The sequence below is a fragment of the Clostridium aestuarii genome (assembly GCF_026735135.1).
GTDB classification, from domain to species: Bacteria; Bacillota; Clostridia; order Clostridiales; family Clostridiaceae; genus Clostridium_H; species Clostridium_H aestuarii.
This window is the reverse complement of the sequence record NZ_JAPQER010000002.1, coordinates 843,053-869,868: the sequence shown is the minus strand read 5'-3', so window position 1 is coordinate 869,868 and position 26,816 is coordinate 843,053. Positions and strand designations below refer to the sequence as shown.

The following is a 26,816-nucleotide window of genomic DNA, read 5'->3' as shown; positions in this document are numbered from 1 at the left end:
AACAAGAGAGTATAGTTAATGTTAACTGTAAACTCTTAATTAAAATAATCCGCGATAGCTCAACGGTGGAGCACTCGGCTGTTAACCGATAGGTTGAAGGTTCGAATCCTTTTCGCGGAGCCATTTTTTATTTTTTGAGAAATTAAGAATTATAACAATTAGCCTATATCTTTAATATAAAGATATAGGCTTTTCATATCTAAAAAGCTGATAATTATTAATCAGCTTTTTTATTGTATACTAATAAAATTACACAAATGATAATTAAAACAATACTTATAACTTGAGCCATTTTAAGAGAACCAAGCATTAAGCTATCAGTTCTAAGACCTTCTATGAAGAATCGTCCTACAGAATAGAAAATTAAATATAAATAAAATATAGATCCTTTTTTTAGTTTCTTTCTACTTAAGATTAAAAGCAATATAAAAATTGATATATTCCAAATAGATTCATATAAAAATGTTGGATGATAATAGTTACCATCAATAAACATTCCTTTTTGTATAAAGCTTGGGAAATGTGATATGAATTCTTTAGAAACTGTACCACCATGGGCTTCTGAATTAAAGAAATTACCCCAACGTCCTATAGATTGAGCTAGAATAAATGAAGGAGCTATCAAATCTAAAATTTTTAAAAAGTCCAATTTTTTTGCTTTGGTTAAAAAATAACCACTTATTACTGCACCTAAAATTCCGCCATGTATAGCAAGACCTCCACCACGAATATTTAGTATTTCTGACAGATTAGAACTATAATAAGACCAATTAAAGATAACATAATATAATCTTGCACCTAAAATAGAAAGAGGAAGGCAAAGTATAAAAATATCGGTTATTTTATCAAAGTCAATATTATAGTATTTACTTTGTTTATATGCAGTTAAAAGCCCTAAAACCATTCCTAAGCTTATTAAAATTCCATACCAACGGATCTCAAGTCCAAACATTTCAAATGCTACTGGATTCATATTATCACTACCTTTTTATTATTTTTTCACCGTTACTTTCTAAAACTATTGTTCCATCTATATCTGTTCTATATATAATTATATTTTTTCCTTTTAGCTTAGATAAAGTTTCTTTGTTAGGATGACCATAGTCATTGTTTTGCCCACAACTGATTACAGCTACTTTAGGATTAACTTCGTTTAAAAATTCTGTGGTTGTTGATGAAGTACTTCCATGATGACCAACTTTTAATATATCAGATTTTATATTGTAACCTGTATTTAAAATTTCACTTTCACTTAAAGCTTCAGCATCTCCTGCAAATAAAAAACTAGTATTTTTATAAGTAATTTTAATCACTGCTGAATAGTTATTTGTATTATTATAATTATCATTGTTTGGTGCTACAAAGATACAGCTTGCATTTTTACCTATATCTAGTTTTTTTTCAGCTTTTATTGGAATAATTTTAAGATTTTTTTTATTTAAAGCTGTAATCATTGAATTAAAAGTTTCTGTATTTGCAATTTTTTTAGGCGCATAAAATTCAAGTATTTTAAATTTATTTATTACATAGCTCATTCCTCCTATGTGATCATCATGTGGATGAGTTGCAATAACATAATGTAAAGTTTTAATTTTATGTTTTTTTAAATATGAATAAACAGTTTTGGCCTTGGGACCAGCATCAATTAATATGTTTTTATTATTAACCTGGATTAATATAGAATCTCCTTGACCTACGTTAATATAGTGAACTAGCAGTTTGTTTTCATATGAGGGTATTACACTAGTTTCTTGCAATCTGTTAAATCTTATAAAAGTAAATATACATACTGCAACAATCAGCAATATGTATATTGGTTTTTTATAGAATTTCATTCAGCATACCTTCTTTGATGGAAATTTAATACAAAAAAATATTACAGATATAAAAATAGCCTAACATATATTATATAGTTATAACAGCTTAATGTAAAACAATTATGTGACTTTAATTTTAATAACAAAACTGTTTGTTGAATTGTAAGAATTAGAATATTATAATAGAAGTTGCAAATAAACTAAAGAGAGGAAGAGTTTTATGAAAACAGTATTAGTATACATATATTTTGCTTTTAATATGATAGTAACAATATTTTTTAAAATAAAACTGAATTATTTAAGAAAACATAAGACGAAAGAGGAAACAGAAAAATATATACATAAAATTGTTATTAATTGGGCTAATAACTTACTCAAAGTTGTTGGAGTTACAATAAAAGCAGAAGGATTAGAAAATATTCCAGAGGAAGCTTGTTGTTTTGTGGGAAACCATCAGGGGAATTTTGATATTCTAGCAATAATTGCTGCTATAGATAAACCTATAGGATTTATTGCTAAAAAAGAATTAAAAAAACTAAAAATTGTATCTGGATGGATGAAAGAGATTAAGTGTGTATTTATAGATAGAAGCGATATAAGAGAATCTTTAAAAGCTATAAATGAAGGAGCAGAGAATTTAAAAAATGGACATTCTATGGTTATCTTTCCAGAAGGTACTAGAAGTAGAGAACGTCAAATGGGTGAATTTAAAAAAGGAAGTTTAAAGATGGCTTTAAAGGCTAAAGCTCCTATTGTGCCTGTTACTATTGATGGTAGCTATAAAATATTTGAAAAAAACAATGGCCGATTTAGAAAAGGTGATATAAAATTAATAGTAGGAAAACCTATATATATTAATAATATGACTAGAGAAGAACAAAAGAAATTGTCTAAACTAGTTAAAAATGAAATTGAAAAAAATCTTTAGTGAGTTATTTAGAATATAAGTTTAAAACTTTAAAAACAAATAAAAGATATTAACATTATAGAAAGTGTAAAGTACCTTATGGAAGCTTTGCACTTTTTATTTTATAATTAAATAAATCAGTCATTTTGATAAAAATCAAGATTAAAGTTAGCAATTATTATTTTCAAGGATAAGGGAATGAAGCATATCTACTTCTTTTTTTAAGTTTGAAGTTTGAGTTTCTAAAACATTAATTTTTTTTAATATATCAGAATTATCTTTTTCTAATGAAGTAAGTTGTTTATTTAAGTTATTAGTTATTTCCAGCTTTTCATTTATTAAAGGTGCATACATTTTTTTTATAGTTGAATGTTTGTTGAAAATAAATGTAGTTTTAGTATAAAATTTAATTAAAAATAACTTTGTTTTTATGATAAATGTTTTTATTATTTCAAATAACTTATTAAACGATTTGCGTGATAGTTCTATTAAAAAATTAAATTTATCCATAAATCTCACCTTTAAACTTATTTTAAAGGTATTTTACCATATAGAGAACTAACTTAAAAGATATATTATTTAATTAAGGAGATTCATAATTAAAAATTTAAAATGTGAAATGAAAGTTTAAACTGATTTTATAAGGAGGATATGTAGTGAAAAATAGAAATATAGATTCAGAAATTCTTAATAAATATATAAATAATAAGCAGAGTCAAATAACATATTTAGATAACATAAAAAATGATTTAGAGAGTAGAATAAAAAAGGAGAAAGAGAATATAGAAAAAAATATTAGAAAATTAGAGAAACTGAAATTTGAAAATTCTCTTATTCAAGATAAATACAATAGTTTGTATAGGATAGTTAAGGAAAGAGGAGTGAATATATGTATAAGAAATCATAGTTTTAATATTTCAGAATGGGATAATTTATTTATAAAATCATATAAAAACAAGAATATTATAATTTCCAAAAAAGGTCTAGAATTAGAGGAGCTGGATTTAAAGATAAGTAATGTTTTCTATAGAGAAATACAGTCTAATTTATATAGTCTTATAGTTACCAGGGTAGATAAAAGATTTATTAAGGTCAAATTTTTAATAAAGGATAAAAATAAAAGTATACTTTAAATATTATAAAATGAATAATTAAAAATGAAATATTGCATACGGAAATTGCAACAAATAATAAAATATGATATAATGTAGAACAATGACAAGCAAAACAGTGCTAGTGTAGTGAAAATTGAAAAAATAACTAAATCAACATTCATTTAATTGGAGATATTGAGAAACTTAAAATTAATATTATAAAAAATATAATTAATTTTTTATTTGAGAAGGGGCTGAAAAAATGGGGTTTAATATTGTAGAAAAAATTTTAAAAGAACATTTAGTTGTTGGTGAGATTAAAAAAGGTAATGAAATAGGAATAAGAATAGATCAAACATTGACACAAGATTCTACTGGAACCATGGCATATCTGCAATTTGAAGCATTGGATGTGGATAAGGTAAAAACAAAAAAATCAGTTGCATATATAGATCATAATATGCTTCAAACAGGTCCGGAAAATGCAGATGATCACAAATATATTCAAACAGTTGCTAAAAAGCATGGAATTTATTTTTCAAAACCTGGTAATGGAATATGTCACCAAGTACATTTAGAAAGGTTTGGAGTACCAGGGCAAACTCTTCTTGGATCTGATAGTCATACTCCAACAGGTGGAGGTATAGGAATGCTTGCTATTGGAGCCGGCGGACTGGATGTAGCTGTAGCTATGGGTGGAGGAGAATATTACATAAAATATCCACAAATCGTAAAAGTTAATTTGATTGGAAAGTTACAGCCTTGGGTTACTGCAAAAGATATAATATTAGAACTTTTAAGATGTCTTTCTGTAAAAGGTGGAGTGAATAAGGTTTTCGAATATGTAGGTGAAGGAGTTAAAACACTATCTGTTCCAGAAAGAGCTACAATTACAAACATGGGAGCAGAACTTGGTGCTACAACTTCAATATTTCCAAGTGATGAAGTAACAAGAGAATTTTTAAAAGCACAAGATAGAGAAGAAAATTTTGTAGAATTAAAGGCAGATGAAGATGCTCAATATGATGAAGCAGTAGAAATTAATTTAAGTGAGTTAGAACCATTAATTGCGTGTCCTCATAGTCCTGATAATGTAGTTAAAGTATCAGAATTAAAAGGAGTAAAGGTGGATCAAGTAACAATAGGAAGTTGTACTAACTCATCTTATGTAGATATGATGAAGGTTTCAAATATTTTAGATGGAAAAACAGTTAATGAAAATGTATCTCTAGTAATTGGACCAGGATCTAAACAAGTATTAAATATGATTGCAGAAAATGGTGCATTGTCAAAAATGATTGCAGCAGGAGCAAGAATAATTGAAAGTGGATGTGGTCCATGTATAGGAATGGGGCAATCACCAGCCAATAACGCAGTGTCTCTTAGAACAATAAATAGAAATTTTGAAGGAAGATGTGGAACGGTATCAGCAGGTGTTTATCTGGTAAGCCCAGAGACAGCAGCAATTTCTGCATTAACAGGATATATTACTGATCCAAGAGAATTTATAGAAGCTATAGAAGTAGAAATGCCTAAGAAATTCTTAATAAATGATAATTTAGTTGTAAAACCAGCAGAAAATTCTGAAGAAATTGAGGTTGTAAGAGGTCCAAATATTAAACCATTCCCTCTAGCTGAATCACTTAAAGATATAGTAGAAGGTAAAATTTTAATAAAGGTTGAAGATAACATAACTACGGATCATATAATGCCATCAAATGCTAAATTATTACCATTTAGATCTAATATACCTCATTTATCAAATTATTGTTTAGCTCCTTGTAATCCAGAATTTTCTAAGAGAGCTAAGAAAAACAATGGAGGATTTATTCTTGCAGGAGAAAATTATGGTCAAGGTTCAAGTAGGGAACATGCAGCTTTAGTACCTCTTTATCTTGGAGTAAAAGCTGTGTTTGCAAAATCTTTTGCTAGAATACACATGGCAAACCTTGTGAATAATGGAATAATACCTTTGGTGTTTGAAGATTGTAATGATTATAATGATATAGATGAATTTGATGAAATAGTGATAAATGATGCAATTAGTAGTGTTGAAAACGGAAAAATTGTTATTGAAAATAAAACAAAAGGAAAAATTTATTCTATGAAATTAGAAGTTTCACAAAGACAGAAAAATATGATAATTAAAGGTGGACTTATTAATTCAATTAAAAATAAATAAATAGATAGATAACTTGAATAATAAAAATGTTTATTTCGTTGAAATTTTAAATAAATCTTAATATGAAAAGGGGTAAGCAAAATGGCATATAATATCACATTAATACCAGGAGACGGAATTGGTCCAGAAGTTATGGAGGCTGCAAAAATGGTTATAGATGCAAGTGGAGTTAAAATTAATTGGGAGGTGGCTGAAGCAGGAGCTAAGGTTATAGATGAATATGGAACTCCACTTCCTGATTATGTGATAGATAGTATTAAGAAAAACAGAGTTGCACTTAAAGGTCCTGTAACAACACCTGTTGGTAAAGGGTTTAGAAGCGTAAATGTTGGGCTTAGACAATCTCTTGATCTTTATGCAAATGTAAGACCTGTAAAAACATATTCAGGAGTTCCTTGTAGGTATGAGAATGTAGATCTTATTATTGTTAGAGAAAATACAGAAGGTTTATATGCAGGTATTGAACATAACGTAGGAGATGTGGCAGCTGAAAGTATAAAGGTAATAACTAAAAAAGCTAGTGATAGGATAGCTGAATTTGCTTTTAATATTGCGGAAAAGCAAGGAAGAAAGAAAGTGACAGCAGTTCATAAAGCAAACATAATGAAATTATCAGATGGCTTATTTTTAAACTGTTCTAGAAAAGTTGCAGAGAAACATAAGGATATTCAATTTAATGATATGATAGTGGATGCTATGAGTATGAGACTTGTTCAAAATCCACAGAATTATGATGTGCTTGTAATGCCTAATCTATATGGAGATATATTATCAGATATGGCATCAGGTCTGGTTGGAGGACTTGGAGTAGTTCCAGGAGCTAATATAGGTGAGGACATAGCAGTGTTTGAGGCAGTACACGGTTCTGCACCAGATATAGCAGGTAAAAATATAGCAAATCCTACAGCGGCTATTTTATCTGGTGTTATGATGCTTAAATATTTAGAAGAATATGAAGTAGCTAAAAAAATAGATGATGCTGTGGCTAAAGTTTTGAAAAAAGGAGAGATAGTAACTACTGATTTAGGTGGAACTGCTAAAACTATGGAGTTTGCACAAGAGGTTATTAATAATTTATAGTTTTGATTAACAAATATATTTTTAATGAATAAAAAATTGTAAGGGACAATAAAGTTTCTTTACAATTTTTTTATTTTTTATATTAAAATACAAATTTAGATTTAATGTTGTTTTCAGACAATTGTAATATTCTACAAATTATGATATATTTTAAAAGTAGTGTATACTATATGGTTTTTTAAGGGGTATTTAACTATATAAAGGAAGGCGATGTAAAAATGTCTCAAAAAAAATTATCAAAATATAAATCTGTAAAGTTTAAAATACTTACTGTTCCACTAATAATTGTATTTATAATTGTAATGTTAATATCTGTTTTAACAATTCATATAACAAAGGATAAATTATTAAAACAAATACATCAGGATGGAATAAATTTAGCAACACAAGTGTCTAGTCAAATAGGAAAAAATAGTGTGGCAATGGATACAATAAATCAATCAATAGAAGATAAAATAAGAAATTTGGGTGAATTTTTATCAGATAAACCTAATGAAATAAATAATGAATATTTAAGAGGAATTTCTAAATATTTTAAGATTGATGAAATAAATTTTGTGGATTCAAAAGGAAAGGTGATTTATTCTAATGTGCCTTCAAGTATAGGCGCAATTTTTGGAGAAGATCATATATCGTATTCGGTTGTATCAGGTAAAAAAAGTGAACTTATGGAAAATCTCAGGAAAAGTAGGGAGACAAATGACTATTATAAATATGGATATGTTATTAGACCAGATGGAGGAATGATACAAATAGGAATCCTTGCAAACAAAGTAAATGAATTAAGGACAAGCCTAGAACCTCAAACTTTGGTTAATGATATTGTAAGGGATGAAAGTATAATTTATGCTTGCTTTATCGATAAAAATTTAAATATTATAGCTCATAGTGATGAAAAAAGAAATAATGAAGCTTTAAATGATGAAGGAAGTAGACAATCAGCTGTAGAAGGAGAAGTTTATTCAGAAGAAATTACTTATGGTGAAGATAATATACGCGTTTATGATGTGAAAGTTCCAGTCTATAAAGATGGTGTTCATATTGGAAGCTTGGATATAGGATTATCTATGAAAAATGTATATCAAACTACTAGTAGAATTGTAATTATGATATTAAGTATTGCTGCTATTTGTTTTGCGATTTCAGCACTGATATTATATTCAATTGCAAAAAGTATTATAAATCCAATGGAAAAACTTGTTGATACATCTAAAAAAATAGCTGATGGTGAACTTGATGTTATAGATATAAATATAAAATCTGATAATGAAATAGGTATTCTTGCTAATAGTTTTGGATATATGTCGCATTGTTTAAGGGTGATAGTGGGAAGTATAAAAGAGCAAGTAGATAAAACAAAAGATATGTCAGATAATTTAACAGCTAATGCTAAAGAAATGACATCGGCATCAAATGGAGTAGCTATTGCTGTCCAGAATGTAACAAAGGGAGCGACTAATCAGGCAAATGATTTAATTGAAACAGTAAAACACATGAATAATTTAACATCTGAGATGGAGAGTGTAAAAAACAAGTTGCTGTTAGTAAAAAATAACTCAGATGAAGCGAAAAACGAAGCAAGTATAGGAAAAGATCAAATAGATGCTTTACTAAAATCTATTGAAGAAGTTAAAAAAGGATTTGATATAACTGTAGATACAATAAACGAATTAAATTCCAGTGTATCTCAAATAAGTAATATAACTTATGTTATAAACCAGATTTCAGAGCAGACTAATCTTCTTGCACTTAATGCAGCAATAGAAGCAGCAAGGGCAGGAGAATTTGGAAAAGGATTTGCTGTAGTGGCAGATGAAATAAAAAAACTTGCAGAGCAATCAAAAAAATCAACAGAACAAATACAAGTTTTAGTTCAATCAATAAGTAATGAAACTGGCGATGTAATAAATAATTCCAGTGAAGTTAAAGGTTTAGTAGAAAACCAGATGAATACAGTGTTGGAGAATGTAAAATGTTTTGAAAGGATATTAAAATCTATAGATGATATAGTACCTCTTATTGATACTACATATTCATCACTTAATAAAACAACAAAATCAAATAAAATAGTTTCAGATAAAATAAAAGATATATCTACTATTGCTGATGAAATATCTTCATCTTCGGAAGAAATTTCAGCATCTACAGAAGAGATGTTTGCAAATTCAGAAGAAGTATCAAATTTAGCTGTACAACTTAATGAAATTACAGTTAAATTAAATGATGAAACGGATAAGTTTAAATTATAATATAATTTTAATAAAATCAAAACTTGCAGGATAGTTTCTTGCAAGTTTTTGTTTTATTAGTGTGTTTAGTAAAATCTAAATATATTTGTTTGTAAAAAATATATTTACATTTGAAATTTTGATTAGTAGTATTATATAATGTAAAAGTATTTTAGAGTAAAATTACATATCTAAATATAAATAAAATAATTTATTCTAAATTAGGGGGGGGCTTATATGGAAATAAGTATTCAATTTAAAGACAAAGAAGAATTTAAAATGGGAGTAAAAGCAGGAATTCCAATTTTTATGGGGTATTTTCCGATTTCGCTTACTTTTGGATTGATTGCAAAGAATTGTGGATTATCCGGAGCTTTAGCAGTAATTATGGCCTCCGTAAGTTTTACAGGAGCGGCACAATTTATAGGGGTTAATATGTTTGCTCAAGGTATTGGATTGAGTAGTATTATAATAACTACAGTTATGATTAATGCAAGATATTTGCTTATGTCGTTTTGTGTTGCCAATAAGTTAACGAAATCTGTATCAACAAAAATAAGAGCTTTATTAGCTTTTGGAATTACAGATGAAGTTTTTGTTGTGTCGATGACAAAACAAGAATTAAAAACTTCTTTTATATTTGGGGCACAGCTTATTTCACACGTTGGTTGGGTTACAGGAACGTTAGCAGGTGTGCTTTTAGCAGATATACTACCTAAATCTATTTCTAACAGTATTGGTATTGCAATATATATTATGTTTTTAGGTTTGCTCCTTCCAGCGGTGAGAGAATCTATAAAGATAGCTATAGTAACTGTTATTGCAATGCTTATTAGTTCAATTATATACTGGATTCCATTATTGAATAAATCAATTGGTAATTGGAGAATAATTATTACTATTATTGCAGCTTCATTAATTGGAGCAGTATTCTTGCCAATTAAAGAAGGTGAAGATAATGAATAGAATTATTATTATGATTTTTTTTATTGCAATGACTACTTATTTAACAAGAGCAATACCTTTAGTATTATATAAGGGGAAAGAACCAACAAAGTTTGTAAAATCATTTTTGGAGTATATACCGTATGCTGCGCTTAGTGGACTTCTATTTCCTGAAGTGTTATTTTCCACTGGAAGTGTTGTTACTTCATTAATAGGATGTTTATTTGCAGGTATTTTAATTTTAAAAAAGCAAAATATGCTTATTGTAGTAATGGGGACAATAATTTTAGTATATATGATGAATATGTATTTTTAGATATATTGCGTGAATAATTTTATTCTACATACAACTAGTGTTAAAAATTATCCTATAAAAAGGATGATAGTAGTGTTGATTTACTATATATTTTGAATAGTTTTATTAATATGCTTATGAGTAATGTATACTTGTAAGCATATTTTTTTATACATGTAAACTAAGAAAAAACTGTATATTTATAAAAAGGTATTGCATAAATATACTGAATGTTGTATAATTATTACATTGCAAGGGAGAAGTAAATCAACTAAGAACATGTATATCAATGGGTTAAAAAATGTTTAGAAGGGAATGGGTGAATAAATATGAAAAAAATATTGACGATTCTATTAAGTATTATGATAGGGGGGAGTTTATTTATAGGATGTGGAAGCAATAAAGATTCAAGCAAAGAACAAAATAAGCAAAATGTAAATTCATTGGAGAAAGTTAAAGAGGCAAGAAAAATAAAAATAGGTTTAGATGATTCATATCCTCCAATGGAATTTAGAGATAAGAGTAATAATCTTGTTGGATTTGATATAGATTTTGGAAATGAAATAGGTAAAAAATTAGGGGTTGAAGTAGAGTTTGTTCCAACTGAATGGAAGGGGATACTTTTAGCAGTTCAATCTGGTAAGTTTGATGCTATAATTTCAGGATTAAGTATTACAGAAGAAAGGAAAAAAACTATATTATTTTCTGAACCTTATGTTATGGGCGGACAGGTTATAGCAGTAAAAAAGGGAAATGATTCAATAAATAAATTAGATGATTTAAAAGGGAAAATACTTGCATGTCAAATGGGTTCAACAGGTCATGAAGCAGCGAAAAAGATGGAGGGATTAAAGGAAGTGAAACCTTATGATAAAATAACTGAGGCGTTTACTGAATTGTCAATAGGTAGAATTGATGGAGTAATAATGGATGCTCAGGTTGGAGGATATTACTTAGCTAAAAATCCAGGGAAGTTTGAAGTGTTAGAAGAAAAAGTAAGTGAAGAACCTATGGGAGTTGGATTTAAAAAAGAAGATACAGAATTAAAAGAAGCAATACAAAAAGCTATTGATGAACTAAAAAAGGATGGAACTCTATCGAAACTTTCAGTTAAATGGTTTGGATTTGATGCATACGATAAATAAAGAAATTAATATTAATTAACAAAGCCCTTGTATTGAATGATACAGGGGCACAATTTTAAAAATTTTATATAGTGAGTTAGGGGGAATAAAATTTGGATACTAACATTTTAAAGGATATGTTTCCTATATTGCTTAAAGCGAGTATTATGACTATAGAACTTACAGTAATATCTGTGGTTTTAGGAAGTGTAATAGGCATTTTTGTATCGTTATTAAAATTAGGTAAAAATAAAATTGTGTCTGGAATGGCTTCTTTGTATACATGGCTGTTTAGAGGAACTCCTATGCTTTTGCAATTATTTGTATTTTATTATGGACTACCTTTTGTAGGAATAGAATTAAGTCCAATGCAGGCAGCTATACTTGGATTAAGTTTAAATTCAGGAGCATATATGGCAGAAATAATAAGAGGGGGTATACTTTCTGTAGATAAAGGTCAATTTGAAGCTTGCAGTGCTTTGGGATTTACTTATATGCAGACTATGAGAAAAGTAATTTTACCACAAACATTTAAAAACATTATTCCGCCAGTAGGAAATGAATTTATAACAATGCTTAAAGATACATCTTTAGTTTCTGTAATAGCTATGAGCGAGCTTATGAGAACAGCGCAATTACAATTATCTGCAACAGCAAAGCCAGTAGAAGCATTATTTATAGCCGGAGTGTTATATCTTTTTATGACAACAATATTTACAACCATTTTTGGTGGATTTGAGAAAAAATTATCAGTATATTGATTGAGGTGTTTAGTATGAATATGATAGAAACTAAAAATTTAACTAAAAAGTTTGGAAGTCTTACGGTTTTTGAAAATTTGAATATAACAGTTAAAAAAGGTGAGGTTTTAGTAATTATAGGACCCTCAGGATCAGGGAAAAGTACTTTTTTAAGATGCCTAAATCATCTTGAAATACCTGATGGGGGAGAAGTTTTAGTTGAAGGACAAAAGCTTAATATAAAAAATAAAAAACATATGAGAGAGATGATTGAAAAAATGGGAATGGTTTTTCAAAATTTTAATTTATTTCCCCATATGACAGTTGAGAAAAATGTTATAGAAGCTCCTATTACAGTAAAAAAAGAAAGTAAGGATGTAGTATTAAAAAGATCAGAGAAACTTTTAAAGAAAGTAGGATTAGAAGAGAAAAAAAATTATTATCCATCTAAACTTTCAGGTGGGCAAAAGCAGAGAGTTGCTATAGCTAGAGCACTTGCTATGAATCCAGATATAATGTTGTTTGATGAACCTACTTCTGCATTGGATCCTGAACTTGTAGGAGAAGTTTTAAGTGTAATGAAAGGGCTTGCTGAGGAAGGTATGACAATGGTAGTAGTTACACATGAGATGGGATTTGCAAAGGAAGTTGCTGATAGAGTTATTTTTATGGATGGAGGTAAAATTGTTGAAGAAGGACCTCCAGAATGTATATTTAGTAAACCAAAAGAAGAAAGAACTAAAGTTTTTTTGAAGAAGGTATTAAAATAATAAAAATATATGTATATTTATAAAAAGTATTGCATAAATATAAATAAAGTTGTATAATAATTTCATGGAAGTTTTCTAAGAAATATTAATAATTATACGAAACACAGTAAAACAATAGTGGTTTCAAATATAGTATAAATAAAAAATATTAATAAATATACATAAGATTATATGAAGCTAATTTTAAAAAAATGAATAAAAATTCAGTGTGAGTATAGGGGAAAGGGGTTTTATAAATGAAAGATAAAGTTGTTTTAGCATATTCAGGAGGATTGGATACATCGATAATAATTCCATGGTTAAAGGAAAACTATGATTTAGATGTTATTGCTTGTTGCATAAATTTGGGGCAGGATGATGACTTTGATGAAATAGAAGTAAAAGCATTAAAGTCTGGAGCGGAAAAAATATATATTGAGGACTTAACTTTAGAATTTGTAGAAGATTATGTTTTTAAGGGTGTTAAAGCTAATGCGATGTATGAAGGTAAATATTTGTTAGGAACATCATTTGCAAGACCACTTATGGCTAAAAAACTTGTGGAGGTAGCACATAAAGAAGGTGCAAAATATATATGTCATGGATGTACAGGAAAAGGAAACGATCAAGTGCGTTTTGAAGTAGGCATAGCTTCAATTGATCCTTCAATAAAAATAATTGCTCCTTGGAGAATGTGGGATATTAAATCAAGAGAAGATGCTATTGATTATGCTAATGCAAATGGAATTGAAATACCAGTTACAAAAGAGAAGATATATTCTAGAGATAAAAACATATGGCATGTAAGTCATGAAGGTGGAGATTTGGAAAATTTAAAAAATGAACATAAACAGGATATGTATCTTATGGTTACTCCTCCTGAAAAAGCTAAGGATGAAGTTACTTATGTAGAAATTTATTTTGAAAAAGGTATAGCTAAAAAAATTGATGGAAAAGAAATGAATCCAGTGGAAATAATAAAAACATTAAATAAACTTGGTGCTGAAAATGGTATTGGAGTTATAGATCTGTTAGAAAATAGACTTGTAGGAATGAAGTCAAGAGGAGTTTATGAAACACCAGGTGGAACTGTTTTATATAAAGCACATAAGGAACTTGAGTATTTAACTATTGATAAAGATACTTTTCATTATAAACAAGGTATAGCACAAAAATATGGTGAATTAGTTTATAATGGTTTATGGTTTACTACACTTAAAGATTCATTAGATGCTTTTATAGACGTAACGCAAGAAAAGGTAACAGGTACTGTGAAACTAAAGCTTTACAAAGGAAATATGATGGTAGCAGGTATGGAATCACCATATGCTTTATATGATGAAGGAATATCATCATTTGGAGCAAGTGAATTATATGACCATAAGGATGCAGAAGGATTTATTAAATTATTCGGGCTTCCAAGTAAGATTAATGCTATGATTAATAAAGAAAAATATTAATAAAAATTTATGTGCTAGTTAATTATAAATGTATAGATATTAACTAGCACACTCTGTTTATTTAATATAAATAATAAACAAATATAAGTGTAATTTAGAAGATATATGTTGGAGGAGTTTGGTATGAAACTTTGGGGAGGAAGATTTAAAAATGCAGAAAGTAAGCTTATGGAGGATTTTAATAGTTCTCTAAGTTTTGATAAAACTTTATATTATGAAGATATAATAGGTAGTATTGCACATGTTAAAATGTTATCTAAGTGTAATATTTTGACTGAAAAAGAAAAGGAAACAATAATAAATGGATTAAATGAAATTCTTTCAGAGATAGAAAGTGGTAAGTTAAAACTTGAAGGGGATTATGAAGATATACACAGTTTTATGGAAGTGAACCTTATAAAAAAGGTTGGAGAAGTTGGAAAAAAGCTTCATACAGCAAGAAGCAGAAATGACCAAGTAGCAGTAGATATGAGACTATATTCAAAATCTAAATCTAAAGAAATAGTAGAAAACATAGATATACTTTTAAAAACTATTAAAAAGATTGCAGATGAAAATCATGTTATAATGCCGGGATATACCCATCTTCAAAGAGCACAAGTTGTAACATTTACTCATCATATGATGGCATATCACAGTATGTTTAAAAGAGATAAACAAAGATTATTAAATGCTATTGAAATTATGGATGAAAATCCGTTGGGATGTTGTGCCTTAGCTGGTACAACTTATAATACAGATAGACATTTTACAACTAAGGAATTAGGTTTTAAAAAGCCAGTAGATAATTTTATGGATGGAGTAAGTGATAGAGATTATTTATTAGAGCTTATTTCAGATTTTTCTATAATAATGATGCATTTAAGCAGAATGAGTGAAGAATTTATTATATGGAATAGTAAGGAATTTGACTTTATATATATAAGTGATGAATTTTCTACAGGTAGCAGTATAATGCCTCAAAAGAAAAATCCAGATGCAGCAGAGCTTATAAGAGGCAAGACGGGAAGAGTTTATGGAAATCTTATGGGGCTTCTTACAACTATGAAAGGACTTGTGCTTACATATAATAAAGATATGCAGGAAGATAAGGAACCTTTTTTTGATGCAAGCGATACGGTTTTAAAATGTTTAAAGGTTATGAATGGAATGGTATGTACTTTAAAAATAAAAAAAGAAAAAATGTATAAAGCAGTTAAAAAAGGTTTTTTGAATGCTACTGAAGGGGCAGATTATCTTGTAAATAAAGGAATGCCTTTTAGAGATGCACATGGTGTTATAGGAGAAATTGTTTTATATTGTGAAGAAAATGATAAAGCGATAGAAGATTTACAAATAGATGAACTTAAAAAGTTTAGTGATTTATTTGAAATAGATATATATGATTTTATTGATTATGAAAATACATTGAATAGAGGAATAAAAAAAGAGATGTAAATTCGTTGTTGACTAGAACTTATTGTTGATGTATAATAAAAAAAGTAAATAAAGTGAATATCGAAGTTAGTGGTAGAGGTGCGGTATTTAATAGTACTGTTGATGAGTTAAGCACAGTGATTCATCAGGAAAGGAAATGTCGCCGAAGCATATAACTGATGCTTTAAGGTTATATGTTGGGATTGTATAGAATATGTACAGTACTGTCACAAATATTATGTTTGTGGAGAGCTATCATTCAACTTATTAGGTGCTGGTAATTAATATTATTTTAATTACAGTTAATAAATAGTATTTAATAAGCCTTGAGTGTAAGCTTGAGGCTTTTCTTGCGTTTTTAAGAAAGCTCTCTCTTCGATATAAATCACTTTTAGTAAAAGATAAATAGGGGGAGACAAAATGAAAAGAAATAGGAATTTTATTTTTACTTTAATTGCTGTACTTATGTTATTTGCTACAACAGCATTAGCAGCTGAGCCAGATGTTGTGCAGGCTAATGCAAATAAATTTGGTGTGTGGACTTTATTGCCACCTTTAATTGCAATAATTCTAGCGTTTATAACAAAAAATGTAATCTTATCACTTTTTATTGGAGTGTTTTCAGGAACATTTTTAATAGGATTAAATGATTATAGTGTTTTTGGAGCAATTTTTCATGGATTTTTAAATATAGTTAACCATGTGCTTGGTTCACTTGCTGATCCTTGGAATGCAGGTATAATACTTCAATGCTTAACTATAGGAGGACTTATAGCTTTAATTACTAAAATGGGTGGAGCAAAGGCTGTAGCTGAAGCATTATCAAAAAAGGCTAAATCACCAACAAGTACACAAATAATTACATGGCTTTTAGGACTTTTTGTATTCTTTGATGATTATGCAAATTCACTTATAGTTGGACCAATAATGAGACCAATTTCTGATAAAATGAAAATATCAAGAGAAAAATTAGCTTTTGTAATTGATGCTACGGCAGCTCCGATAGCTGGTATAGCAGTTATTTCAACATGGGTAGGGTATGAACTTAGTTTAATAAAAGAAGGATATGAATCAATAGGTCAAAGTGTTAGTGCATATAACTTATTTGTTGAGACTATTCCTTATAGATTTTATAATATATTAATTCTTATATTTATAGTATTTACAGCTCTATTATTGAGAGAATTTGGACCAATGTTAAAAGCTGAAAGAAGAGCTAGAACAACAGGAAAACTTTTAGCTGATAGTGCACATCCTATGGCTTCAACTGAAACTGAAGAGTTACAACCAAAAGAAGGAACTGTGTTAAAAGTTAAAAATGCAGTAGTTCCTATATTAGTATTAATAATAGGAGCATTTCTAGGATTTTATTATGATGGATATAGAGCGATAATGAGTGATCAAGAAGCTAATGCACAAATAGTTGCATTATTTAACCAACATCCAGTATCTTTTAAAGTGATTCAGGAATTCTTTGGAGCTTCAGATGCTAGTATAGTTTTATTCCAAGCTGCATTACTTGCGAGTATTGTTGCTATTGTAATGGGGGTAGGACAAAAAATATTTACTTTAGGTGAAGCACTTGATACATGGGTAGAAGGAATGAAATCTTTAATAATAACAGGGGTTATATTACTTCTTGCTTGGTCATTAAGTGGTGTTATTAAAGAGCTTGGAACAGCTAAATTTTTAGTAGCTGTATTATCAGGAAATTTACCACCATTTATATTGCCATCAATTATATTTATATTAGCAGCTATTATATCTTTTGCTACAGGTACTTCATATGGAACAATGGGTATTTTAATGCCGCTTACAATACCACTTGCTTTTGCATTAAATCCAGATCATGCATATATGGTTTCAGCTGTTAGTGCGGTTCTTACTGGTGCTATATTTGGAGATCATTGTTCTCCAATTTCAGATACAACTATTTTATCATCTATGGGATCTGCGTGTGACCATATTGATCATGTTAAAACACAGCTTTATTATGCATTAATAGTTGCAGCAGTAGCTGTATTAGGAGGATATATTCCAGTAGGGCTTGGAGCACCTATATATTTAGTGCTTCCAATAGATATAGTTCTTATAGGTCTTATAGTTAGATTTGTAGGAAAGCCAATAGAATCAGAAGAGGTTTTTGAGTAAAAGATTGTTTAAAAAAGAATTTTAAAAGACCTAAATATAGAGTTTATCTATATTTAGGTCTTTTGTTTTTGTATTATCAAAATATTTATAGTTATTCACTGCTTTGGTCAATTATCATTTGACTAATGTTGCGTAACAGCAATAGTCTATTTTGATTTTAAGATTTTACAAACTTGATCTACATCTTTGTCGCCTCTTCCAGATAGGTTTACAATTATAATTTTATCTTCAGAACATTGTTTAGCTAATTTAATAGCATAAGCAACTGCATGAGAACTTTCTAATGCAGGGATAATTCCTTCTGTTCTAGATAATTCTTCAAAAGCATTTAAGGCTTCTTCATCGGTTATTGATACATACTCAGCTCTTTTAATATCTTTATAAAATGAATGTTCAGGACCTACACCTGGATAATCTAATCCGGCAGAAATAGAATATACAGGGAGTGATTCACCTTGTTCATCTTGAAGAACATAAGATCTAAAACCATGCAATACTCCAGGTTTACCAAAACTTAGTGTAGCTGCATGCATACCTGTTTCAATACCTTTTCCAGCAGGCTCAACTCCTATGAATTTTACTTCTTTATTATTGTAAAAAGGAGAAAATAATCCAATTGCGTTACTGCCGCCACCTACAGCTGCTATAAGGTAGTTAGGTAAAATGCCTTCAGTTTCAATAATCTGTTTCTTTGCTTCAGTGCCAATAATAGATTGAAAATAATTTACCATAGCTGGATAAGGATCAGGACCAACAGCTGAACCTAGCATATAATAAGTGTGTTCATAATTCTCCATTAGATCTTTTAAAGCCTCGTCCACAGCTTCTTTTAAAGTTCTCATTCCATGTTTAACAGGAACAACTTTTGCTCCTAAAAGTTCCATTCTAAAAACATTAAGAGATTGTCTTTGAGTATCCTCTTCTCCCATATAAATTATACATTCCATATCAAATAAAGAGCAAACAGTAGCAGTAGCAACACCATGTTGTCCAGCACCGGTTTCTGCAATGATTCTTTTTTTACCAAGTCTTTTTGCTAATAATACTTGCCCCATAGTATTATTAATTTTATGTGCTCCTGTATGATTTAAATCTTCTCTTTTAAGATAAATTTTTGCTCCACCAATTTTTTTAGTTAATTTTTCAGCAAAATACAGCGGAGAAGGTCTTCCAATAAAATTTTTGTAATAATAATCCAATTCATCAATAAATTTAGAATCATTTTTGCATTTATAGAATTCAGCCTTGACTTCATCTAAAATTTTGATTAGTTTATCAGGAACATAACGTCCACCAAATTCACCAAAAAATCCTGTTTTGTTATCTAACATAATAAATTGCCCCCTTATAATATATTTTAATATATGAAATTAATTAGAAAACATTGATATTTGAACGTTTAAAAGATAATTGAATAGCATTAAATATAACGGCTCCCCCTATAGTATTTACCAATGCCGTTGGTATAACTACAGTAGTAAATAATGCAGATAAAGAAACTGAACCTGGAAGTCCTACTAAAATAGAGGCTGAAAGTAAAAATACAAATCCACTAATTAATGTTCCTAATAAAGAGCAAATTATGACTTTAATCTGATTACTAAATTTGTTTAATAATGGTATTATGATAAAGTAAATAAAGTGAGATGTTATTATTTTATCTATTATATTTGGAAGTTGACCACCAGGGAAATTAGTTGTTAATGCAGCTAGAATCCCGCATATTATACCTGTAATTAAAGTTGTTTTATATTCTTTGTTTATAAGGATTATTATAAACATTGTTGTTAGCAAGAGATCTGGTTTCATCCCAAATAATAATGGTGGAGAAATTTGTCGTAAAATAAATCCTATAGCTAAAATAAGTGAATTGATAATTGATTTTCTTAGATCTAAATTCATAATATAGCCCCCTCGTTTTATATATAAAGTAATTAGAAAATATTGATATTTGAACGTTTAAAAGATACTTGTATAGCATTAAATATAACTGTTCCAGCTATAGCATTTACTAGAGCTGCTGGTACAACTACAGCGATAAATAGTGTGGATAAAGAAACAGAACCTGGAAGTCCTACTAAAATTGATGCTGAAAATAAAAATATAAATCCGCTAATTAGTGTTCCTACAGAAGAAGATAATATAATTTTAAGTTGATTACTCATTCTATTACGTAAAGGTAAAAACATGAAATACATTAAATTAGCTGTTATGATTTTATCGATTATATTAGGTAACTGTCCTCCAGGAAAGCCGGTAGTAAGTGCGGTTAGAATTCCACATGTAATTCCTGTAATTAAAGTGGTCTTGTAATCTTTATTTAAAACTATTATTATAAACATCATTGCAAGCATGAAATCCGGCTTTACAGATAATATTGGGGGGGATATTTGATGTAGGATAAGTCCTATCCCTAAAAGTAATGAGTTAATAATACCTTTTTTTAAATTTGAATTCATAATAAATCTACTCCTTTTTAAATAAATATAGTTTAAATTATTTTTTGATATACACCAGTCACATAGATCATCATTTCATGACATATTAACTCACCACCTTTTATTAATATTATTTTTAAATAATAAAAAAACTCCGTCCTAATAAATAGGACGGAGATTATCCGCGTTGCCACCTAAATTATGTTTAAAACATATAACTATTAAATTATATGGTATTTAAACATCTCTCACTTCAGATACTAACATATCCTATCGCTGTAACGTGCGAAACACGGTAAAGACTAATCTCTAAATTTAAAATTCAGATTTCGGTTTACATCTAGCAGGTCCATTCACTATAAGATATCGTATTGGGTTTCCACCATCCCCAATTCTCTGTGACTAAATCTAATAACTACTCTTCCTGATCAATGATTTTATTAAAAAGTATTTTAAATATATTTTAATATAATAACTTTATAAAGTCAACAAAAAAATAAAATAACTCTCTTTTATATGAGAGTTATTTTCAAAATTATTTTTCTTCTCTGACTTCTCTATTTTTTCCTAAGAAAGAAATAGAATAAAGACCAGCAATACCAACTAGAGCATAAACTATTCTACTAAATGTTGACATTTCGCCAAATAAAGCGGCAACAAGGTCAAATCTAAAGAAACCAATTAATCCCCAATTTACAGCCCCAATTATAACTAATATAAGAGCGAAAATATCTAATGTTTTCATAAAATTACATCTCCTTTATGAATATATGTCTTACAAAATTTATTATTTGCAATTTCATAAAAAATATTAGTGAAAAATAAATAAATATTAGAAATATAGAAAAATATATGATGTAAAGTTATTATAATAAAATAAAAAATCAGTATTAATAAATATTAATACTGATTATAAATGGGAAATTTAAAACTTAAATTTTTAGTGTTTCATAATAAATTTACATTTTTAGATAGTAATATGTAAAGTCCTATTTTATAATTGAATGTTTCTATCTATTGGTTGTGATAAAGATATAAATGTATCTGTTCTTTGAATTTCAGGGATAACCTGAATTTTATTTACAAGTAAATTTTGAAGGTCAGAAATACTTTTACAAATAACCTTTGCAAAAACAGAATATTGACCTGTTGTATAATGAAGTTCTACAATTTCTTTTATTGTTTCTAATTCTTCTAAAACTTTATTATAAGAGGAAGCTTTATTCAAGTATATACCAACAAAGCAACATACATCATAACCTAATTTTGAGTTATCCAAAATAAGTTTAGTTCCTTGGATTATACCTAGGTCTTCCATCTTTTTCATTCTAACATGAATAGTGCCGCCACTTACGTGGCATTTTCTTGCTATTTCTAAATAAGGAGTTCTAGAATCCTTTATTAATATTTCTAAAATTTGAAGATCTAAATCATCGAGCCCATTTATTTTTAAATTCATAGAAGTCACCTCGGAATATATAATGTTTAATAACATTATATGAAAATTTTTTATGAAGAAATAATTAATAATATATTATAAGTATATTTATATTTATTTTCACGAAACCTGAAATTTATCAATGATATTTAATAAATCAAAAATAATTAACGGAAGATAAAAAATAATGAAAAATGTTTTATAAACACTAATAATTAATATTATAGGTATATTTTATAAAAATATCAACTAATAACTTGAAAAATGTACATATATAAAAGTATAATATAGTAATGGATGACAAAATAAGAGGAGGAAGCGTAATGAATTTTGCGAAAGTATTTTTAGAAATGTTAGTGTTGGTTATTATAGTTTTGCTTGTTTATAATGTTCTTAAAGCTTATGTTTTAGACAAAATAAAAATTAATAAATGGGTGGTTCTTTCTATTGCTATTATAGTATTTATTGTACCTAGTATATTTTGGGCTAATAAAGTACCTAATAGGTTTTTACAGTATGCGCAATCAGCTGTATTTATAGTTTTATTTATGTGGTTTATGGATTTGATGGGATGGGGAAAAAGAAGACGTTTATCAAATGATAAAAATGAAGTAATAAAGGCTAAAGCAAAACCTAATAGAATAAAAAACAATACTGATATGGAAATATTAGAAGAAAAAAAGAAGAAAAAAAGAAAATAAACTTAAACAGCAAAATATGAAATAAGGTTTTGCTGTTTTTTTTAGAGATATGAAAATTAAATTTAATATTATGAGGTGAATATATGAAAATTATGTTTTTAGGAGGAGCCTGTGAAGTTGGTGCTAGCTGTGTATTGTTGAAGACTAATGATGAAAATATATTAATGGATTGTGGAATAAGACAAGGCAATTCTAAAGATCCTTTACCTGATTTTAGAACAATTCAAGAGTATGGTGGCGTTGATGCTATAGTAATAAGTCATGCTCATTTAGACCATATAGGAACACTGCCTATAATAAGTAAAGAATATCCTAATGCTAAAATATATATGAATAATATGACTAAAGATTTGGTTAGAGTACTTTTATATGATAGTCTAAAAATAATGAACAATAGAGAGGCTGAAATTCCTCTTTATGCAGAAATTGATGTTGAAAATATGCTTAATAGAGTATTTACCATAAATTATGAAGTAGAATTTGAAATATTAGAGGATATAAAGCTTACTTTATACAATGCAGGACATATTGCAGGAGCGAGTTGTGTATATTTAAAAACAAAAGAAGGAGCGGTTTTTTATTCGGGCGATTTTTCTGTTTTTTCACAAAAAAGTGTTGAAGGAGCTAAATTGCCTAGATTAAGACCTGATATAGGAATATTTGAATCGACTTATGGTGATAAACTTCATTCAAATAGAGAAATAGAAGAACAAAGACTTATAGAAATAGCTAATAAATGTATTGATAAAGAAGGAAAGATGATTATACCAGCTTTTGCGTTAGGAAGAGCACAAGAAATAATATTAATATTAAAAAAAGCTATGAATAAGGGAAGCTTAAAAAAGGTTAATGTATATGTTGATGGAATGGTTAAAAACATAAATGCTGCTTATAAACATAATCCACTATATTTGAAAAATAGTTTAGGAAAGAAGATTTTAAGAGGGATAGAACCTTTTTATGATGATTATATAAAGGCTATAAGCAATAAAAAAGAAAGAGAAAATATAATAGAGGCAAAAGAATCTTGTATCATAGTTTCTAGTTCAGGAATGTTAACGGGAGGTCCTAGTCAATTATATGCAGAAAAATTAGCAGCAGGAGAGAATAACTATATAGTGATAACAGGATATCAAGATGAAGAAGCTCCAGGAAGAAAACTTCTTAATTTATTAGAAAAGAATAAAGAAGATAGAATTTTAGAAATTAATGGAAGAAGCATGCCTGTTAGATGTGATATTCAACTTGTTGGGTTGTCTGCACATGCAGATAAAGGAGAGATAAAATCTATTATAGATAGATTAACACCTAAAAATACTTTTTTGGTGCATGGAGATGAAAAAGTAGTGAAAAGATTAGCAGGAGAACTTATTGGAGAGGTGAGAAGTAGAATATATGCACCAAAAAGTGGTGAGGTTTTTGATATAGATATTAGAAATAAAAGAAAGCAATTGAAAAGACAGTTTTCTTATGTACTAAGTAGTAATGAACAGCTAAATAGATACAATGTTGATAAGCTTTGGAACTATGTAAGAGAGAATTATGAGGGAAAATTATTTACGATAGAAGAACTTGTGTATATATGGTATGGAGAACAAAAGAATGAATGGGAAGATTTAAAAGATATTCAAAAATTAATCGTAGGTTCTATTTATTTTGAAAGTGATATACAAAGATTGTTTATGTTTAAAGCACAAACTAAAGAAAAAGTAGAAGAAGCTTTAAGTCCAAGGGAGTTAAAACAAAATGAAATAAATGATATTATGTCAGAGTTGTTTGATGAATATGGATATAAAAAAGCGGGGCTTAAAATTAACGATAAAACAGCAATATTAAATTTTGATTTTCCCAAGGTTATAGCTGATTCTATATATGAAAAAATGAAAGAATTTAAAGAGCAAACCTCTTGGAATATCAAGATTAATGAGTCAACAAATATTAATGCTGCAGAAAATATTATAAGATCATTATTAAAAGAAGCTGATATAAAAAAGATATCCTATAATATTCAACAAGAAAATATTAAGGTTATACTTAATTCTACATATAAATTAAAAGATGAAAAAGAAAAGTTTAAAAAGGTAACAGGTTTGTCATTAGAAATTAACCAAGCTGGTGAGAAAAATGAAATACAGGATAAAGATTTATTTATTGTAAATGATAATAAAGATAAAATGGAGCAAAATACAGCGTTGAATTTAATAGATAATGTATTTACGAATAAGGAATTTAAGCCATACAAAAAAAGTATAAAATCAAATTGTCATGGAAAATATATTGAATTATCATTTATATCACCAATTATAGGAAAAAGATATATGGATAATATAAAATTATTATCTAAAGAAATTGGATGGGCTATTTCTATTTCCAAAGCTGTTAATCAAAATGCAATTATTAATTTAGCCATTAGATTGTGCAGTGAAGTAGGGATAAAACTAAAAAAGAACCCTTCTTTTAATCCTACTAATTTATGTGTAACAATAAAATCTGATAATATAGATGAAGAAAAGTTTCATAAGGTTAAAGAATCGTTTAATTATGAAACTGGATGCAAACTCATAATATAAGAATATTGCGATGCAATATTCTTATATTATTCAGTAAATACAGCAGAAGCTATTCCACATTTGTTGTTTTTATGGATTATTTTAATTACATACCATTTTTCACTTATATAAGGAAGAGATGTATTCCATGCAGCTTTAGTTTGCGTGTTGAAAATCTTTTCTTTTATAATTTCGCCCCCATTAGATATGATTTCAATCTTGTTTATAGGGTTTTTTTTGTCTTCTGCAATAATATTGAATTTTAACTCTCTAGTACTATTAGTTTTAATTATACTTCCCATATGGCAATTGTTTACTAGAATGCTTAGTTTTAATGTTCTGGTTTCTGATGAATAAGTTCTTCTGTTTTTAAATGCTTCCATAAAATCTTGTTCTCTTAAAGATTTTGATACAACTACAGTTAAATTATCGGTATCACCCCAGTTAGCTCTGTGATTGTCTTGTCCATTAATTGCTCCTAAATGCCAACCTTTATCTAAAAGTTTATAATAATATTTTTCACCATTAAGATATTTGTAAGGCGGTGAACCGTTTCCTACTTCAATAAAATTAATAAATTTATCTAATCCTTTGTGGAATTTAAAAGATTCTATATATTTGTGTGGGTGATTTATAGAAACTATAGCAGATTTTTCATCTTCCAACCAGTGGTTGAATTTATCGAAATCTTTGACTTTAGATTTTACAAAATTAGCGCTATTAATAACATTAAAATCACCATAATGATTAGATGAAACTTCAAATCCTCGTAAAGAAAGAAAATGCTTGCCTTTCTTAATGAATTTAATTGTTTGTTCTTCGGTTGCGTGCCATTTAGACCTTTGTTTTGAGTTATAGGTTATTTTTTTGCCTAGACTTTTAGAATGATCAGTTATGATTAAAAAATCCAGCCCTCTTTTATAAGCGTATTTAAAAGCTTCTAAAGGAGTTCCTCTACCTGTAGAGTAAGAAGTATGAGCATGAGGTATACCATAATAGAAGTTGTATTTTTCATACGCTAATCTATTTTTTTTTATTTTAAAGGACCATTTCATTTTAGTTGTATTTCCATAGGAATCAAGGATTGATATTTTAATATGATGATTTCCACTATGAAGTTTTTGAAAAGGAGTATAGCTTATTTTATTTTGTGCAATCTTGCAATTAACTTTTTTATTATCTAAATACATTTTAGCATTGATTATATTATTAATAGACTTATGGGGCAATAATATAAGGGATATTTCTGGTGAACAATCATATGTTGATGATTTGTTTTTTGGATTTACTATAATTATATCTTTATACATTGTATGATCTCCTTATAAGGAATCTATCCTAATATTTATAGTATTTATATATTAATGTATTAGTGTATGATGATAATATTTTTTATGTACAACATGTTATAATGTATATGTGATGTTATTTTCAAAGAGCTTTATTTATAGAGACTGTTTTGTAAAAATTATATAAACACGAAGGTTTAATAATATAATTAA

At 28.1% G+C, this 26,816-nt stretch carries 24 protein-coding genes, 1 tRNA gene, 1 riboswitch and 1 other annotated feature; of the genes, 16 read left to right on the top strand and 9 right to left on the bottom strand.

Annotation, left to right across the window (positions count from 1 at the left end):
• Nucleotides 1-48: 48 nt before the first annotated feature.
• Nucleotides 49-123 (top strand) — tRNA-Asn (locus OW763_RS08290).
• A gap of 94 nt (nt 124-217) precedes the next feature.
• Here the strand turns inward: OW763_RS08290 and lgt are convergent.
• Entirely contained in the window at nt 218-973 is a 756-nt protein-coding gene (lgt, locus tag OW763_RS08285; RefSeq protein ID WP_268040627.1) for a prolipoprotein diacylglyceryl transferase, read from the bottom strand.
• 7 nt (nt 974-980) lie between these two features.
• Complete coding sequence (locus OW763_RS08280) at nt 981-1,835, bottom strand: ComEC/Rec2 family competence protein (RefSeq protein WP_268040626.1); 855 nt, start codon at nt 1,833-1,835, stop codon at nt 981-983.
• A gap of 202 nt (nt 1,836-2,037) precedes the next feature.
• On the opposite strand from OW763_RS08280, the gene OW763_RS08275 reads away from it, so the two are divergent.
• The gene (locus tag OW763_RS08275) at nt 2,038-2,745 is read left to right on the top strand and encodes a lysophospholipid acyltransferase family protein (protein WP_268040625.1); all 708 of its coding nucleotides are present in this window, start codon (nt 2,038-2,040) and stop codon (nt 2,743-2,745) included.
• A 147-nt stretch (nt 2,746-2,892) separates the two neighbouring features.
• Here the strand turns inward: OW763_RS08275 and OW763_RS08270 are convergent, their stop codons facing one another.
• Nucleotides 2,893-3,234 (bottom strand): hypothetical protein, encoded by a 342-nt coding sequence (locus OW763_RS08270; protein WP_268040624.1) that lies wholly within the window; start codon nt 3,232-3,234, stop codon nt 2,893-2,895.
• A 146-nt stretch (nt 3,235-3,380) separates the two neighbouring features.
• Here OW763_RS08270 and OW763_RS08265 point away from each other — a divergent pair, with 146 nt between their 5' ends.
• The 12 genes from OW763_RS08265 (at nt 3,381) to OW763_RS08210 (ending at nt 18,188) form a co-directional block, all read left to right on the top strand.
• Nucleotides 3,381-3,857, top strand: a complete 477-nt coding sequence (locus OW763_RS08265; protein WP_268040623.1) for a hypothetical protein — start codon at nt 3,381-3,383, stop codon at nt 3,855-3,857.
• Between the two features lie 223 nt (nt 3,858-4,080).
• The gene (locus OW763_RS08260) at nt 4,081-6,000 is read left to right on the top strand and encodes an aconitate hydratase (protein ID WP_268040622.1); all 1,920 of its coding nucleotides are present in this window, start codon (nt 4,081-4,083) and stop codon (nt 5,998-6,000) included.
• Nucleotides 6,001-6,081: 81 nt separating this feature from the next.
• On the top strand, nt 6,082-7,080 hold the full coding sequence (locus tag OW763_RS08255) for an isocitrate dehydrogenase (NAD(+)) (RefSeq protein ID WP_268040621.1): 999 nt from the start codon (nt 6,082-6,084) through the stop codon (nt 7,078-7,080).
• Between the two features lie 218 nt (nt 7,081-7,298).
• A complete protein-coding gene (locus tag OW763_RS08250; protein WP_268040620.1) occupies nt 7,299-9,329 on the top strand; it encodes a methyl-accepting chemotaxis protein in 2,031 nt (676 codons plus the stop codon).
• A 216-nt stretch (nt 9,330-9,545) separates the two neighbouring features.
• Nucleotides 9,546-10,274 (top strand): AzlC family ABC transporter permease, encoded by a 729-nt coding sequence (locus OW763_RS08245; RefSeq protein WP_268040619.1) that lies wholly within the window; start codon nt 9,546-9,548, stop codon nt 10,272-10,274.
• Nucleotides 10,267-10,569 (top strand): AzlD domain-containing protein, encoded by a 303-nt coding sequence (locus tag OW763_RS08240; protein ID WP_268040618.1) that lies wholly within the window; start codon nt 10,267-10,269, stop codon nt 10,567-10,569. Before OW763_RS08245 ends, OW763_RS08240 begins: the two co-directional genes overlap by 8 nt.
• A 308-nt stretch (nt 10,570-10,877) precedes the next feature.
• On the top strand, nt 10,878-11,693 hold the full coding sequence (locus OW763_RS08235; RefSeq protein WP_268040617.1) for an ABC transporter substrate-binding protein: 816 nt from the start codon (nt 10,878-10,880) through the stop codon (nt 11,691-11,693).
• A gap of 92 nt (nt 11,694-11,785) precedes the next feature.
• Nucleotides 11,786-12,433, top strand: coding sequence for an amino acid ABC transporter permease (locus OW763_RS08230; protein ID WP_268040615.1), 648 nt, complete (start codon nt 11,786-11,788; stop codon nt 12,431-12,433).
• 14 nt (nt 12,434-12,447) lie between these two features.
• Nucleotides 12,448-13,182 (top strand): amino acid ABC transporter ATP-binding protein, encoded by a 735-nt coding sequence (locus tag OW763_RS08225; protein ID WP_272507354.1) that lies wholly within the window; start codon nt 12,448-12,450, stop codon nt 13,180-13,182.
• 236 nt (nt 13,183-13,418) lie between these two features.
• Nucleotides 13,419-14,621 (top strand): argininosuccinate synthase, encoded by a 1,203-nt coding sequence (locus tag OW763_RS08220; protein ID WP_268040614.1) that lies wholly within the window; start codon nt 13,419-13,421, stop codon nt 14,619-14,621.
• Between the two features lie 123 nt (nt 14,622-14,744).
• The gene (gene argH, locus OW763_RS08215) at nt 14,745-16,058 is read left to right on the top strand and encodes an argininosuccinate lyase (RefSeq protein ID WP_268040613.1); all 1,314 of its coding nucleotides are present in this window, start codon (nt 14,745-14,747) and stop codon (nt 16,056-16,058) included.
• Between the two features lie 65 nt (nt 16,059-16,123).
• Nucleotides 16,124-16,300: riboswitch (Lysine riboswitch) on the top strand.
• Nucleotides 16,301-16,457: 157 nt separating this feature from the next.
• On the top strand, nt 16,458-18,188 hold the full coding sequence (locus OW763_RS08210; RefSeq protein ID WP_268040612.1) for a Na+/H+ antiporter NhaC family protein: 1,731 nt from the start codon (nt 16,458-16,460) through the stop codon (nt 18,186-18,188).
• A 146-nt stretch (nt 18,189-18,334) separates the two neighbouring features.
• Here OW763_RS08210 and trpB read toward each other — a convergent pair whose 3' ends face one another.
• The 5 genes from trpB to OW763_RS08185 form a co-directional block, all read right to left on the bottom strand.
• Nucleotides 18,335-19,519: a tryptophan synthase subunit beta gene (gene trpB / locus OW763_RS08205; RefSeq protein ID WP_268040611.1), complete on the bottom strand. Its 1,185-nt coding sequence runs from the start codon at nt 19,517-19,519 to the stop codon at nt 18,335-18,337.
• Nucleotides 19,520-19,562: 43 nt separating this feature from the next.
• Complete coding sequence (locus OW763_RS08200) at nt 19,563-20,090, bottom strand: tryptophan transporter (RefSeq protein ID WP_268040610.1); 528 nt, start codon at nt 20,088-20,090, stop codon at nt 19,563-19,565.
• A gap of 32 nt (nt 20,091-20,122) precedes the next feature.
• Nucleotides 20,123-20,647: a tryptophan transporter gene (locus OW763_RS08195; RefSeq protein ID WP_268040609.1), complete on the bottom strand. Its 525-nt coding sequence runs from the start codon at nt 20,645-20,647 to the stop codon at nt 20,123-20,125.
• Between the two features lie 143 nt (nt 20,648-20,790).
• Nucleotides 20,791-21,067: a binding site (T-box leader), on the bottom strand.
• A gap of 94 nt (nt 21,068-21,161) precedes the next feature.
• Entirely contained in the window at nt 21,162-21,371 is a 210-nt protein-coding gene (locus tag OW763_RS08190; RefSeq protein WP_268040608.1) for a DUF378 domain-containing protein, read from the bottom strand.
• A 249-nt stretch (nt 21,372-21,620) separates the two neighbouring features.
• The gene (locus OW763_RS08185; protein WP_268040607.1) at nt 21,621-22,085 is read right to left on the bottom strand and encodes an Lrp/AsnC ligand binding domain-containing protein; all 465 of its coding nucleotides are present in this window, start codon (nt 22,083-22,085) and stop codon (nt 21,621-21,623) included.
• Between the two features lie 302 nt (nt 22,086-22,387).
• On the opposite strand from OW763_RS08185, the gene OW763_RS08180 reads away from it, so the two are divergent.
• Nucleotides 22,388-22,765 (top strand): hypothetical protein, encoded by a 378-nt coding sequence (locus OW763_RS08180; RefSeq protein ID WP_268040606.1) that lies wholly within the window; start codon nt 22,388-22,390, stop codon nt 22,763-22,765.
• 83 nt (nt 22,766-22,848) lie between these two features.
• Nucleotides 22,849-25,335, top strand: coding sequence for an MBL fold metallo-hydrolase (locus tag OW763_RS08175; protein ID WP_268040605.1), 2,487 nt, complete (start codon nt 22,849-22,851; stop codon nt 25,333-25,335).
• 26 nt (nt 25,336-25,361) lie between these two features.
• On the opposite strand, the gene OW763_RS08170 is transcribed toward OW763_RS08175, so the two are convergent.
• Nucleotides 25,362-26,624, bottom strand: a complete 1,263-nt coding sequence (locus OW763_RS08170; RefSeq protein ID WP_268040604.1) for a CehA/McbA family metallohydrolase — start codon at nt 26,622-26,624, stop codon at nt 25,362-25,364.
• Between the last annotated feature and the right edge of the window lie 192 nt (nt 26,625-26,816).